General features: G+C 58.6%; 12 protein-coding genes and 1 pseudogene. 10 read left to right on the top strand and 3 right to left on the bottom strand.

What is annotated here, in order from left to right; translation table 11 throughout:
* Window positions 1-45: 45 nt before the first annotated feature.
* The 7 genes and pseudogenes from RE428_RS07490 to RE428_RS07460 all read left to right on the top strand — a co-directional run bounded on the left by RE428_RS07490 (window position 46) and on the right by RE428_RS07460 (window position 5,066).
* Window positions 46-456 (top strand): YbjN domain-containing protein, encoded by a 411-nt coding sequence (locus RE428_RS07490; RefSeq protein ID WP_004581370.1) that lies wholly within the window; start codon window positions 46-48, stop codon window positions 454-456.
* A pseudogene (locus RE428_RS07485) lies at window positions 453-1,178 on the top strand (PspA/IM30 family protein). Before RE428_RS07490 ends, RE428_RS07485 begins: the two are co-directional and overlap by 4 nt.
* Before the next feature lie 10 nt (window positions 1,179-1,188).
* Window positions 1,189-1,815, top strand: a complete 627-nt coding sequence (locus RE428_RS07480) for a DUF4178 domain-containing protein (protein WP_004581369.1) — start codon at window positions 1,189-1,191, stop codon at window positions 1,813-1,815.
* Window positions 1,812-2,660 carry a DUF350 domain-containing protein gene (locus RE428_RS07475; protein WP_004581368.1) on the top strand — a complete coding sequence of 283 codons (849 nt, stop codon included), beginning with the start codon at window positions 1,812-1,814 and terminating at the stop codon, window positions 2,658-2,660. The genes RE428_RS07480 and RE428_RS07475 overlap by 4 nt, the downstream gene beginning before the upstream one ends.
* Window positions 2,661-2,664: 4 nt before the next feature.
* On the top strand, window positions 2,665-3,246 hold the full coding sequence (locus RE428_RS07470; protein ID WP_004581367.1) for a hypothetical protein: 582 nt from the start codon (window positions 2,665-2,667) through the stop codon (window positions 3,244-3,246).
* 18 nt (window positions 3,247-3,264) lie between these two features.
* Window positions 3,265-3,489 (top strand): hypothetical protein, encoded by a 225-nt coding sequence (locus RE428_RS07465; RefSeq protein WP_004581366.1) that lies wholly within the window; start codon window positions 3,265-3,267, stop codon window positions 3,487-3,489.
* Window positions 3,490-3,494: 5 nt separating this feature from the next.
* Window positions 3,495-5,066, top strand: a complete 1,572-nt coding sequence (locus tag RE428_RS07460; RefSeq protein ID WP_081614601.1) for a polyamine aminopropyltransferase — start codon at window positions 3,495-3,497, stop codon at window positions 5,064-5,066.
* Window positions 5,067-5,163: 97 nt separating this feature from the next.
* Here RE428_RS07460 and RE428_RS07455 read toward each other — a convergent pair whose 3' ends face one another.
* Both RE428_RS07455 and RE428_RS07450 read right to left on the bottom strand, forming a co-directional pair.
* Window positions 5,164-6,195, bottom strand: a complete 1,032-nt coding sequence (locus RE428_RS07455; RefSeq protein ID WP_004581364.1) for a CNNM domain-containing protein — start codon at window positions 6,193-6,195, stop codon at window positions 5,164-5,166.
* A gap of 162 nt (window positions 6,196-6,357) precedes the next feature.
* The gene (locus RE428_RS07450; protein ID WP_004581363.1) at window positions 6,358-8,412 is read right to left on the bottom strand and encodes an NADPH-dependent 2,4-dienoyl-CoA reductase; all 2,055 of its coding nucleotides are present in this window, start codon (window positions 8,410-8,412) and stop codon (window positions 6,358-6,360) included.
* 95 nt (window positions 8,413-8,507) lie between these two features.
* Between RE428_RS07450 and RE428_RS07445 the strand changes: the two genes are divergently transcribed.
* Window positions 8,508-9,320, top strand: a complete 813-nt coding sequence (locus RE428_RS07445; RefSeq protein WP_040883324.1) for a crotonase/enoyl-CoA hydratase family protein — start codon at window positions 8,508-8,510, stop codon at window positions 9,318-9,320.
* A 100-nt stretch (window positions 9,321-9,420) separates the two neighbouring features.
* Here the strand turns inward: RE428_RS07445 and RE428_RS07440 are convergent, their stop codons facing one another.
* The gene (locus tag RE428_RS07440; protein WP_004581361.1) at window positions 9,421-9,801 is read right to left on the bottom strand and encodes an EF-hand domain-containing protein; all 381 of its coding nucleotides are present in this window, start codon (window positions 9,799-9,801) and stop codon (window positions 9,421-9,423) included.
* Between the two features lie 748 nt (window positions 9,802-10,549).
* Here RE428_RS07440 and RE428_RS07435 point away from each other — a divergent pair.
* Together RE428_RS07435 and RE428_RS07430 are read left to right on the top strand one after the other, a co-directional pair.
* Window positions 10,550-10,876: an EF-hand domain-containing protein gene (locus RE428_RS07435; protein ID WP_004581360.1), complete on the top strand. Its 327-nt coding sequence runs from the start codon at window positions 10,550-10,552 to the stop codon at window positions 10,874-10,876.
* A 537-nt stretch (window positions 10,877-11,413) separates the two neighbouring features.
* Window positions 11,414-14,209 carry a monovalent cation/H+ antiporter subunit A gene (locus RE428_RS07430; protein WP_004581359.1) on the top strand — a complete coding sequence of 932 codons (2,796 nt, stop codon included), beginning with the start codon at window positions 11,414-11,416 and terminating at the stop codon, window positions 14,207-14,209.

Below are 14,209 nucleotides of genomic sequence, written 5' to 3'. Positions count from 1 at the left end.
TCGAAGGTCGACCGATGCCAGACAACCATCAAGGAGCGATAACCCATGACGACTGCCTACGCCACCGTTAAGGACTACGTGCAGCAACTGCCGCTCACGATCGTCGAAGAATATCCGGATGATCAGATCCTGATCGTCGAGGCCCCCGCCCAGGGTATCCACAACCTGATCCTGGACTGTGAGGACGACATCCTCATCATCGAGCAGTTCATCACCGCGCTACCGGGCGCCGATGCCGCCTGTTACCGGACCCTGCTACAAATCAACCGGGAACTGGTTCACGGCGCGCTCTGCCTGGACGAAGACGGCGAGCGGCTGATCTTCCGCGATACGCTGCAGCTGGAAAATCTGGACCTGAACGAACTTGAGGGCTCAATTAACGCCTTGAGCCTGATGCTCGCCGAGCATGCCAACCAATTGATCCAATTCGCCCGCCAGGGAGGAGTTACCGCATGAACCTGTTCAAGCGTCTTTTCAAGGTCAGTTCGGCCGAAGCACACGCCGCCCTCGACAAGATGGAAGACCCCATCAAGATGAGCGAGCAGGCCATTCGCGACCTCAAGGCCGATCTCGACAAGAGCCTGCAGAGCCTGGCCGAAATCAAGGCCATCGGCATCCGAAGCCGCCGAGATTTCGAGGTCGCCCAAGCCGATGCCGAGGACTATAAGGTCAAGGCTATGCGTCTCCTGCAAAAGGCGTCATCAGGGGAGTTGGCAGCGGACGAAGCCGACCGGCTCGCGACACGCGCCCTGGACCAGCAGGCACAGGCCCAGAAGCAGGCCTAGCAGCACCGTCAGAAAAAGGAAAAGTACGAGCGGCTCTCGGCCGACCTGGAACACCGCATCCAGGACCTGCGCGCCCAGATCACCCAATGGGAAAACGAGCTGAAGACGCTCAAGGCCCGTGCCAAGGTCAGCTCCGCAACCAAGAAGATCAACAAGCAGATGGCCCAGATCGACTCGTCATCCACCATCGCCACGCTGGAGAAGATGCGCACCCGGGTGGAAGAAGAGGAAGCGCTGGCCGAATCCTACGGCGACATGATCAAACCCAACCGCAACCTGGATGACGAGATCGACCAGGCGCTCGCAGGCGAGTCCCCCGGCAGCGATGCGTTGAGCGAACTCAAGAAACAGATGGGCCTCGACGGCAAGGACACATCGACCAACCAGCCCTGAGGAGAACACCGTGCTTTCCGAGCTTCTGTTGCTGATGGTGATCGGGGTGTTGGGCTATGGCGCCCACCGCCTCTGGTCGAACCGTCAAGGTAGCGCCCAGGCTTCCCCGGCATCTGCGCCCACACCGACCAATGCCACCATTGAGGACGTGCGACCCGGTGGCATGATCCAGTTGCCGCCCCACGGCGAGGATATGGAAGAACGCGACGTCCAGATCACCTCACGCCATGTCTACCGCCAGGACGGGTTCAACTGGTATGAACTGGAAGGCCAGTCCGGTTCAGGAACGGTTTGGCTGGATGTGGAGCATGACGACGAGCTGGAAACCAGCGTCACGTTGCAGCGCCTGTCACTCGACGACGCGGGCCTGACCGCCGAAGGACTGACCAACATCAAACCGGGCGCCACGGTCCGTTGGCAGAGAACGACGTTCAGGTTCGTCGAAAGAGGCCGTGCGCAATTCCTGAAAAACGGCGAGGCCCAGCAAGCCGAATCTCTCGAGTTCTGGGATTTCGAAGGGGACGACGAGCGACACGATCTTGCGGTTGAGCGCTGGGACCAGGAGTACCGCGTCTACATCACCCAACGCATCAACCCCGCCCGTATCCGAATCTACAGTCTGGGAGACAATACGTGATCGATCTGGACATCGACCTGCTGCTGCGTGGCGCCAGCATGCTGCTGTTGTTTGTACTGCTCTTCGTCGTTGCCAAGTACCTCAAGCGACTGCTAACGCCTTACAATATCGAGCAGGAACTGACCGGGGACGACAACCTCGCCCAGGCCACCAGCCTGGCCGGCTACTATATCGGCTTTACCATCCTGTTCTGCGGCGCCTACCTCGGCCCGAGCCAGGGTTGGTTGACGGATCTGGTCGTGGTTTCCGGCTACACCCTGCTTGGACTTGTGCTGCTGAACATATCCCGTCACCTCAACGACCGCTTTATCCTGCACGCCTTCTCTGTCGCTGCGGCTATTCGCGACCAGCATAACCAGGCAGCGGGCGTTATCCAGGGCGCCAACTACATCGCATCTGCGCTCGTCGTAGCCGGGGCGATCCATGGCGAAGGTGGAGGAGTGGCCACTGCGCTGGTTTTCTACGCTATTGGTCAGGTGGCCCTGCTGCTGTTCAGCCAGCTTTACGAAAAACTCACGCCCTACCGGATCCAGAACGAGATCGAAAAGGGGAATCTCGCGGCCGGACTTGGTTTCGGTGGCAGCATGGTGGCTCTCAGCATCGTGATCATGGCATCGGTTAACGGCGACTTTGTCAGTTGGACCTACAACCTGTCCTGGGTGGCGATCAACATTCTTGGCGTTTTCCTTTACCTGATCGTCGTACGGGTGTTTTTCGACAAGGTCGTTATCAGCCGCGACGATCTCAACAAGGAAATCGCCCACGACCGGAATGTCGGCGCGGGCCTGCTTGAATTCGCCATGGCCGTCAGCTTCGCCTCTGTCTTGTATTTCATGATCGGATAAAGCCATGACCCAGAATCAACCGCTCCCCCAGATCAACGTTGTCGGGCGTTGCCTCTTTGCTTTCGCCGTGGCGTCACTGATTACGGCCTTCATCCTGAGCCTGCCGGGCGGCACCCAGAAGCTGGCTGAAAGCGTACCGGCCGACGGCGGCATCGTGGGCCCATTTCATATCGAGGAGGACGACACGATCCTGCGTGCCAACGTCCGTCAGAACCTACCGGTCAACCAATGGAGCTTCGTCACACTCTCGCTACTCGATAGCCAGAAAAGGTATCTCACCGGCTTCGGTGAAGGCTTCTGGGACGAAGACGGGTACGACGAGGGCTACTACTGGCGGGAGGCCGAAGAGTCCTATGAAGCCAAGGTCACGGTAGCCAAACCCGGGGATTACTACCTACAGGTGACACCGGAGAGCAATCTGTCGCCCAACCAGATCTCAAGCAGCCCGATCAATGTGCAGGTCGCGACCCTCGGTTTCAGCCCGATCCCCCATATGGCGATAGGCATACTGGCACTGATTGCCTATTTCGTTCTGCGTTTCTTCCGCAAATCGGGCAGCACGCTCGACCTGCTCAGGGAACACTAATCTACAGGGACGTCCGTTATGCGTTTGATAACAGGTATGACACTCGCCCTATTGGGCATTCTCTATCTCGGTATGTTCTCCTTCGCCAGCGAGGGCTACGGCTACTCCGGATACGACGGCTATGACAGCGGCCCATCCTTCTGGTATTTCGGGGGGCCGCGCTACTTCCCGAACCGCTCCGTCCGTAACGGCAGTATCGGCGGGCCGGGCGATCGCGGTGCCGGCATCCATTACGGCAAGTAAGCAGTATGTCCTCTGCACCTCAAGGTCTGCACGACGGGAAGTCGGCGCAACATCCAAGATTCCACCGCCAGAAACAGGTGCTCATCGGCTCGATCCTGATTGCCGGTCTCTGCTCAATTATCTATGAACTATTGATCAGCACCACCGCATCCTATTTCCTCGGCGACAGTGTGCGGCAGTTCTCGATTACGATCGGGGTCTATATGGCCGCCATGGGGCTGGGATCGTGGCTTTCCCGCTGGGTCAACGGCAACCTGTTGATGGCATTTATCGCCGTGGAACTGGTGCTGGGGCTGATAGGCGGTCTGTGCGTGCCGTTCATGTACCTCGCCTATGCCTATACCGATCTGGTTCAGCCGGTCATGCTCCTGCTGATCCTGACCGTAGGTACGCTGACCGGACTGGAAGTGCCGCTGCTGACCCGCCTGCTTGAGCATCAGGACATTCTCGCCAGGAATCTGTCCAACGTGCTTTCGCTCGACTACCTGGGCGCACTGCTGGCCACCCTCGCCTTCCCGTTCCTGGTGCTGCCCTGGATGGGGGTCTTCCAGTCGTCCCTGGTTTTCGGGCTGCTCAATATCGGCCTCGGGCTGCTCAACCTCTGGTACTTTGCGCCGCAGCTTGACCTGTCGCGCAAACGTCTATTGGGTTGGTCGGGCGCCATGGTGACCTCGTTCCTTGTCGTACTCCTGGTCTTTTCCCAGGGCCTGCTGTCCCACTGGACGAACAGCCTGTACAGTGACCGCGTGGTCCACCGCGAACAGACGCCCTACCAGACCATCGTTCTGACGCAATACAAGGACGACATCCGGTTGTTCCTCAACGGCAACCTGCAGTTCTCGTCGGTCGATGAATACCGCTATCACGAGGCGCTGGTCCATATCCCCCTGTCGCAGCACGAGGCGCCACGCCGTGTTCTCCTGCTCGGTGCGGGCGACGGCATGGCGGCGCGGGAATTGCTCAAGTACCCCGAAGTGCAGTCCATTACCATGGTGGATCTCGATCCCGCCGTCGTCCGGCTTGCGCGAACGGATCACCGGCTGGCCGAGCTGAACCAGGGCAGCCTGGATGACCCGCGAGTCACCACCGTAGCCCAGGATGCCATGGTTTTCCTGAAGGAATCGGACAAGAAGTTCGACATTATCCTGGCGGACTTGCCAGACCCGAATAATGTATCCCTGGCCCGTCTCTACAGCCGCGAATTCTATCGACTGGTGGATATGCACCTCGCCCCCGGGGGAAGTTTCACCACACAGGCCACGAGCCCCTACTTTGCGACCAAAGCGTTCTGGTCCGTTCATGCATCGCTGGCAGCAGCAGGTTTTGAGCGCGTCGTCCCCTACCATGTCCAGGTGCCCTCATTCGGCGAGTGGGGCTTTGTCTATGCCAGCCACTCGCAGCGTCCGCTGAAACCGGAAGAACCGTCCGTCCAGACCCGGTTCCTGGATAACACCACCTTCGCCGAAGCGTTAACCTTCCCCCGGGATCTCAAACCGACAAGCCCTGTCGAGGTCAGTTCGCTGGACGACCCAACCATCCACGACTATTACATGGACGGCTGGACCTACTGGCACTAAACACCGGGTATCGCAACAGACCGCTGCAGGGGCTTGGCATCCCGGAACGAAAACAGCCAAGCTGGAGATGGCTTCGCCCGCCAGCTCGAGTTTCGCGCTATTTCCGCCGCGTACCGGCATACTGGCTAAGCCGGCGACTCCACCGCTGCTTGGCGTAGCGGCGAAGATTGGAGACATTGTCGGTCTCATCCATTATTTCGGTGCCGAGCAAGGTCTCAAGGATGTCTTCGAGGGTTACGATACCGAGCCAGGTACCCATTTCATCGTACACAACCGCGAGGTGCTGCCGTTCTCGCAACATCTCTGCGAAGACATACTCAATGTTGGTTGTGCCCCTAACGCGTTTGATGGCCCTGAGATTCTCCATCAGGTCATCGCTATCGTTCAGATTGATAAGATCCGACTTATACGCATAGCCAAGGGCCTCGCCTTCTTCGTCAAGAACCGGGTAGCGGGAGAAAGGCAGTGACCGTACCCGCTCACGAAATTCGGCGACCGTAGTGTCGGGTGTGATGAACTTACAGACGGTGCGCGGGGTCATCACTGCGCTCACCTTGATTTCGTGGAATCGCAGCGCATTCTGGATCAGACGACGTTCATCCTCATCCAATGCCTGCTGATCCCGACCTATTTCGGCCAGCGCGCTGATCTCTCCGCGAATGTCGGTCTCCTGCTCGCCCGAGACCAGGCGCCGGGTAACCTGCTTCGACAGCCACACGAAAGGCAGGAGCGCTTTCATCATGAAACCCAGGACGGCGGGTAATCTCGGCGCTATCCCACGCCAGTACTTTGCGCCGATGGTCTTCGGGATAATCTCCGAAAAGATCAGGATAGCCAGCGTCATCAGGGCTGACGCGGCCCCCAACCAGGCCTCGCCGAAAACGACTGCCACCTGTGCGCCAACACCTGTTGCGCCGACGGTGTGCGCAATGGTGTTCAAGGTAAGAATCGCAGATAGCGGATCGTCGATGTTGTCCTTCAGGGCACGCAGCTTGTTGAAGAGTGCCGGCTGCTCCTGCCGGATGGAGGCAATGTAGCTTGGAGTAATGGAGAGCAACGCCGCTTCAAGGACCGAACACAGGAAAGAGAAGCCAATAGACAGCGTCGCGAAAAGAACCAGCAGTAACATAGAAAACCAGTACGTGGGTGGGGAGCGTCAGTATAGCTAACCCGTCAACGGGTGCCCATGGGGCGATATAGCTGGCCATCGCTGGAAAAATAAATTCGCCCCCTTCGAGAGACGCAGGGGGCTCATCGTACCCAGTAGCAGCAGCACGGGAGGGGCAGAGCGCTAGATTCCCGCCGCCACCTCGGTCCCCTGACGGATCGCCCGCTTGGCATCCAGTTCCTCTGCCACGTCGGCTCCGCCGATCAGGTGGGATTTGATGCCGGCCGCGGCCAGTTGGTCGTGGAGGTCGCGGAAGGATTCCTGACCGGCGCAGATGATGACGTTATCCACTGACAACACGCGTTTCTCAGTTGTCTTCCCGTCCTTGCTGCTCACCGTGATATGCAGGCCGTCATCGTCGATGCGGTCGTAGGTGCAGCCCTGCAGCATTTCCACATCGCGGTGCTTCAGGCTGTTGCGATGCACCCAGCCGGAGGTCTTGCCCAGGCCACCGCCGACCTTACTGCTCTTGCGCTGCATCAGGTAAATCTTGCGTGGCGCTGGAGTTGGCTGGCGTTCAGCCAAGCCGCCAGGCCCCTCGAAAGCCGGATTGACACCCCATTCTTTTTGCCAGGCCTGTACACTGATCTGCTCGCCTTCCTTGTGGCCACCCATCTCGTGGGTCAGGAACTCGCTGACATCGAAACCGATGCCGCCCGCGCCGATGACGGCTACGGACTGACCAACGGGCTTGTTGTGGCGCAGCACATCCAGATAGCCCAGCACCTTGGGATGGTCGATGCCTTCGATGCGCGGTGTACGGGGTTTGACGCCTGTGGCGATAACCACGTCGTCAAAGCCTTCAGCCTTTAAAGCGTCCACATCCACTCGAGCGTTGAGCCTGAGGTCGATCTCCAACAGTTCGATCTGGCGCCGATAATAGCGCAGGGTTTCGTAGAACTCTTCTTTGCCGGGAATACGCTTGGCGTAGTTGAACTGGCCGCCAATGTCGCCGTCCGCCTCGTACAGCGTCACCTTGTGCCCACGCTTGGCGAGTGTGGTAGCGGACGCGAGACCTGCGGGGCCGGCGCCGACCACAGCCACACGCTTTTGCACGGGTGCGACCGTCAGTAGCAATTCAGTTTCATGACAGGCACGGGGATTGACCAGGCAGGAGGCCCGCTTCGCCTGGAACACGTGGTCGAGACACGCCTGATTGCAGGCAATGCACGTGTTGATTTCATCTGCACGGCCCTGCTCCGCCTTGCGCACGAACTCGCTGTCCGCCAATAGTGGACGGGCCATGGAGACCATGTCGGCCTTGCCGGCCGCCAGGATGTCCTCGCCAATCTCCGGCGTGTTGATGCGATTGGTGGTACAGACAGGAATATCCACTTCGCCGTAGAACTTCGCGGTCACGTCGGCGAAACCGCCACGGGGAACCGACGTGACGATGGTGGGCACCCGGGCCTCATGCCAGCCGATACCGGTGTTGATGATGGTGGCGCCGACTTTTTCGATGGCCTTTCCGAGCGTGACGATCTGGTCCCAGGTCTGCCCGCCTTCCACCAGGTCCAGCATGGACAGCCTGTAGATAATAATGAACTCAGGCCCCACCGCCTCGCGCATACGGCGTACGATTTCCACCGGTAGGCGCATGCGGTTCTCGTACGGGCCGCCCCACTTGTCGGTGCGCTTGTTGGTGCGCTCGCAGAGGAACTGGTTGATGAAGTAACCTTCCGAGCCCATCACCTCGACGCCGTCGTAACCGGCGAACTTCGCTAGCTTGGCAGCGTTCACGAAATCGTCGATCTGCTTATCAACGCCCTTGGTGGAGAGTGCCCGAGCCTTGAAAGGGCTGATCGGCGCCTTGGTTGCAGAGGCAGAGACGATCAGCGGCTGATAACCATAACGGCCAGCGTGCAACAGCTGTAGGCAGATCTTTCCGCCCGCTTCATGGACAGCGCCGGTGACCTGCCGGTGCAGGAAGGCCGTGGCACGGTTGTTCATCGTGGACGACAGTGGCGCCAATTGGCCAACCAGGTTCGGCGAGAAACCGCCGGTCACCATCAGCCCCACACCGCCCTCTGCACGTTCGGCGAAATAGCGGGAAAATCTGTGGATATTCCAGAAACGATCTTCCAGTCCCGTATGCATCGAGCCCATTAGCACGCGGTTATTGAGTTCGGTGAAGCCCAGGTCGAGGGGCTTGAGTAGATTGGGATACGCGGTCGTCATGTGGAGGTGCCTTTTATCGGAGTTATCGCGTTCTCATCAGGAACGGCCATGGTAGCATGCCCATCTACGACTAATGGATAATAAGCGTGGATTTTATGGCCAATAATCAATCAGATCGGGTCCTCCTGGAGATCGACCAGGGCATCGCTACGGTCACCCTGAATCGCCCGGACAAGTACAACGGATTGGACATGCCCATGTTCGAGGCCATCGCCGGCACCGCACGCAAGTTAAAAAAAGAGCGCCAGGTGCGGGCTGTCGTGCTTAAGGGCAACGGCGAGGCCTTCTGCTCCGGCCTGGACGTGAAGACCGTCAGCAAGAACCCGATGAACTTCCTGAAGCTGCTTGTAAAACCCGGCCGCAAGATCAGCAATCTCGCGCAGGATGTGGGCTACCTGTGGCGGGACGTACCGGCGCCGGTCATTGCGGCAACTCACGGCTACTGTTTCGGTGGCGGCTTCCAGATCGCCCTGGGGGCGGACTTCCGCTACACCACGCCGGACTGCGAGTTTTCCATCATGGAAGCTAAATGGGGACTGATCCCGGATATGAGCCTGACGGTGACCCTGCCCGAGCTGATCAGCATCGACCTGGCCAAGGAACTGACCATGACGGCGCGCCGGTTCAACGGTATCGAAGCCAAGGAGATGGGACTGGTGACGCGGGTCTGCGACGACCCGGTACAGGACGCCTATGCCTTTGCCGCGACCCTCGCCCAGCAATCACCGGACGCGGTCGCTGCCGCCAAACTCTTGTTCAACCGCGCCTGGCAGGCGGACGACAAGGCCAGCCTCGCCTGGGAAACCCGCCTACAAAAGAAAATCATCGCCCGTACCAATCAGCGTACTGCGGTGGCACGAAATACGACTGATCCGGAGCGGACCTTCGAGAATCGGAGAACCTTCTAGCCGTATGGATACGTGATCGGCGGACAAAAAAATGCCCGGATCGAATCCGGGCATTAACTCGTCGGAACACTTGCTTGTCAGGCTTTTAAGCCCCTAGCAATCAGTAATCTGTTCCGGTCTCGGGATGGTTGTCAGCGGCGTCCATATATTCCTGGCGGCTAATCTCACCATCTTCGTTCTGGTCAATGTTGTCCATGTTCATGCGGTTACGTTCCGCCTCGCTTTCGGCACCGGCACCGCCGGCAGCGGTGGAGCCGTAGACATTCAGCTCATCTTCGCTAATGACACCGTCGCTATTGGTGTCGATGCTGCTGAACTGCTCGGCCTGTGAGGAAGAACCGCCATACTGGTCAGTGGTTGCACCTTCGCGATCGGCCTTGGAGGTACCTGCACTATCCATTCCGTCGGACCCAGCGAACGCCATCGGCGCTGCCAAAGCCATGGAAACTGCAGCTGCAAGGGTCATCTTCCTGATATCCATAATGCCTCCTTCTTGGTGGCTATTTCCGATCTTTGGATTGACTCGCACATCAACCGTACGAGTTGTGGCACTACACGCTCGAGAACTTTCGAGCAAACCAGCCGTTCCCAGCTGATTCTGTGGAGTTGGTACGCCATTGCGTCCCAACTGGATTTCCTTTTTTGGTCTAGACACCACACCTCCTATTTAAGTTTCCCAACCACCGGTCTGACAAATGACATGTGCTTAATTAAGCGCCATGCCGATTAGCCACACGCATCCGGCCTCATCCAATAGTTGCTCAACGCCCCATGAGAGCGGGACGCCGACGTATCGACCCACAAAAAATCACCCCACCAAGGCGAGGAAAATTGAGCGGGTAAGGACAGCGAAGCACGTCGACGTCGACGATATTGATGAGGAAAACGTAATAGTTTTGCCTCACTTTTTCTTAATCCAGGCCTGCCGAGCATCGGATAATGGACTGACAGGGCATAAGAGCAGGAGCCTGCCCTCCAAACTCATATAGCGAGCAGCTATCCCTAACATGTCGTGATACGAAGTATTTTCTATTGGTCGACATAGCCCGCTTCAACTTGAATGTAAGTGGTAGTCATCTCCTGGGATTACTCGCTGAGCAGGGGAACGGCACTAAACCGCGAACTGGCCACAGTGATGCGGTACACCTACTGGATCAAATGCAGTCAAAGACGTTTTGGTCATGATGAACTTGGTCGCCTGAATGCAGGTCGCCAAAAGGAGGTTCGTTATGAAGATCAGGATGTATGCACTGGTTGCAGTTTCTGCAGCACTCATTCCCTTCACCTCGTCACTCGCTGAGGAGTCCATGCAGAAGTCTGGAGATTCCATGGAAGGACACAGCGATGAGATGGCCATGAAGGGGCCAAAATTCGAAGAAATGGACGCCAATCAGGATGGCGAAATCAGCTCTGACGAGCTAAACGTCTACGGCAACACTGCAGCTGGGGACTCAGCAGCAGAGCGTCGGATGCGACAGATTGAGAAGCACGACATGAATGACGACGGCAAGATCAGTCGCGATGAGTTTGACGAAGCGGTCAGGAAAGCCCAGTAGTTCCCGCAAGGCGTCCGGCGGCATCACTGCCACCAGGCGCCTTGTGTCCGCCGCTTTCTTCTCCGTTATACCGCCCAAAGCAGCACGATTGCTTGACCTGAGAGGTTTGCCACGTATCATCGGCCTTCGAGATTAACAGAGCGCTCTGGACATTCCGTCGTCTAGCATAGTGGCCTTTGCATACACAGGTCACTGGATTGCCGGGCCCCAGAAACGCGTTGACGGAGCATTCATGTTCGAAAGGCATCGTGTCATTACACTGCCATCCCCCCAGCCGGACGCCTTTGTACCCCTGCGCCCCGGCCGTCTTCCCTATTTCCCCGACCCGCCCAGCGTCCACTGACACGAATCCGGTCGCGCTGAGGCCGTGCATGGCCGACGTCTGAAGGCTAAACTCAGGCAGCCCATGTTGTTTTCCAGACGGTTCAGCACCCGATAACGTCGAACGCATAAGCTTTCAAAGACGGAAGCTTCTTAACGCTTGAAGCATTCCAGATACCAAGAGCTTTCTAAATACCGCAGAACAACGAGGTTGCAATGACCCTTGCGCTGGTCGTTTTACTGCCTTTTCTTGGCGCCATTGTCGCCCCCCTGTTTGCCCAGGCGGGCCGAACGGCAATCGCCATCGCCTCCTCCATACCAGCGGTGGTGGCCCTGGCCATGCTCTATCCGCTTTGGGGGCCGCTGGCCGAAGGCACTGTCCTGGTAGAAACCATGCCGTGGCTACCGACCATCGGATTGTCCCTGAGTTTCCGGTTGGACGGCCTGTCCCTGCTGTTTTCGCTGCTGATCCTGATTATCGGCCTGCTGATCATCCTTTACTCCCGCTACTACCTGAAGAAACATGAAAACGTCGGCAAGTTCTATTCCCTGTTGCTGGCTTTCATGGGGTCGATGCTGGGTATCGTGTTGTCCAGTAACCTGATCCTCATGTTGATTTTCTGGGAGGTCACCAGTCTGGTGTCGTTCCTGCTGATCAGTTTCTGGAACTACAAACAGGACGCGCGGCGCGGCGCGCGCATGGCGCTTGCGGTGACCGGCGGCGGTGGTCTGGCGCTACTGGCAGGCGTGCTCCTGCTGGGTGAAATCGTCGGTAGTTATGAACTGGACGATGTATTGGCAGCCGGCGAGCTGATCAAGAACCACGCGCTCTACCCTGTCACGCTGGTGCTGATCCTGCTGGGCGCGTTCACCAAGTCCGCCCAGTTCCCTTTCCATTTCTGGCTACCTCACGCCATGCAGGCACCAACGCCGGTTTCGGCCTACCTGCACTCCGCGACGATGGTGAAGGCCGGCATCTTCCTGATGGCCCGGCTTTATCCGGCCTTGGCGGGCACCGAACTCTGGTTCTACCTGGTGAGCTTTACCGGCATGGTGACCCTGCTGGTTGGTGCCTATACAGCACTTTTCAAGCACGACCTGAAGGGGCTGCTGGCGCACTCCACGGTAAGTCATCTGGGCCTGATCACCCTGCTGTTCGGTATGGGCACCAAGCTGGCAGCCGTGGCCGCAGTGTTCCACGTCATCAACCACGCTACCTTCAAGGCCTCTCTCTTTATGGCTGCCGGTATTATCGACCATGAAACCGGCACACGGGATATGCGGCAGATCAACGGCCTATGGCGCTTCATGCCCCATACGGCAACGCTGGCGATGGTCGCCGCGGCCTCGATGGCGGGGGTGCCGCTACTGAACGGTTTCCTGAGCAAGGAGATGTTCTTCGCAGAATCCCTTGAGCTGAACCTGCCAGGATTCTGGGCCTACCTGCCGCCGATCGTCGCGACGCTGGCCGGGGTCTTCTCGGTCGCCTATTCGGCACGATTCATCCACGACGTGTTCTTCAACGGCAAGCCGGTCAACCTGCCGATCTACCCACCCCACGAACCGCCCCGCTACATGAAGATCCCGGTGGAAATCCTGGCCTTCGCCTGTGTGATGGTGGGCATGTTTCCCGCAATTGCAGTCGGTCCGCTACTGGACTCCGCTGCCCTGGCTACATTGGGTGGCGCACTGCCGGACTATCACCTGCAGATTATCCATGGCTTCAACCTGCCACTGATGATGAGTTTTGCTGCCTTCTTCGGGGGCTTGCTGATGTATACCCAGCGTCAGAAGCTTTACGATTTCCACGACCGCTTCCGTGACATCGACGAGAAAGCCGTGTTCGAAGCTGCAGTATCATGGTTATCTGAACGAGCCCGGGCCCTGACAGATCGTATCGAGAATGGCTCACTGCAGCGTTACGCCGCGTTGCTGTTCGGGGCCGCGGTGGTGGTTGCCCTAGCGCCGATGCTCGATCTGGGCCTGAGTATCGGGGACCTGGGCGTGAGCTCCGTGGACCTGCCCACCGCAATCGCGGCAGCCATCCTGATCATCTGCGCCCTGGGCACTGCCGCCATGCATCGCGAGCGGCTGTATGCGCTGATCCTGCTGAGTGTGGTCGGCCTTATGGTCGCCCTGACGTTTGCCCGGTTCTCAGCGCCGGATCTGGCCATGACCCAGCTTTCGGTCGAAGTGGTCACCATCGTGCTGCTGATGCTGGCACTCTATTACCTGCCGTCCTGGACACCCCTGGAAGCCAGCCGTTTCCGCCGCTGGCGAGACGGCATCATCGCGTTATTGGCCGGTGGAGGGATGTTCCTCGTCACCCTGGCCATGCTGACTCGGCCGTTCGAGTCCATTTCCGACTACTTCCTGGAGAACAGCGTCACCGGTGGGGGTGGCACCAACGTGGTCAACGTGATCCTGGTGGACTTCCGGGGCTTCGACACCCTGGGCGAGATCACTGTGCTGGCCATCGCGGCGCTGGGTATCTTCGCCATGCTGCGGGAAGCCAAACTGACACCCCCGTCCACCGACGGTCAGGGCCACCCGTGGACGAAAGATGTGCATCCGACCATGCTCGCGCAAATTTCCCGGCCCCTGCTGCCGCTGGCGCTGATGGTGTCCCTCTTCATCTTCCTGCGCGGCCACAACCTGCCTGGTGGCGGCTTCATCGCCGGATTGATCACCTCTGTCGCGCTGATCCTGCAGTATATCGCCAGCGGCATGCGCTGGAGCCATCAACGCATGCCGTTCAGTCTGCGCACCCCAATCGGCTTGGGCCTTTTAGTCGCAACCGTAACGGGACTGGCCAGCCTGTCCGCGGGTTATCCGTTCCTTACATCCACGTTTACCCACATCCACTGGCCCATCGTGGGCGATTTCGAACTGGCATCGGCGCTGGCATTCGATGTGGGTGTATACCTTACCGTCGTCGGCGCCACCCTAACGATACTGGCCAGCCTGGGCCGCCTGTCGATGAAATCAGCTGCCATGCCGGAGGATGCCTGA

It is taken from the genome of Marinobacter nanhaiticus D15-8W (assembly GCF_036511935.1).
Taxonomy (GTDB): Bacteria; Pseudomonadota; Gammaproteobacteria; order Pseudomonadales; family Oleiphilaceae; genus Marinobacter_A; species Marinobacter_A nanhaiticus.
The sequence above is the reverse complement of the archived record's forward strand: the minus strand, read 5'-3'. Positions and strand labels throughout refer to the sequence as shown.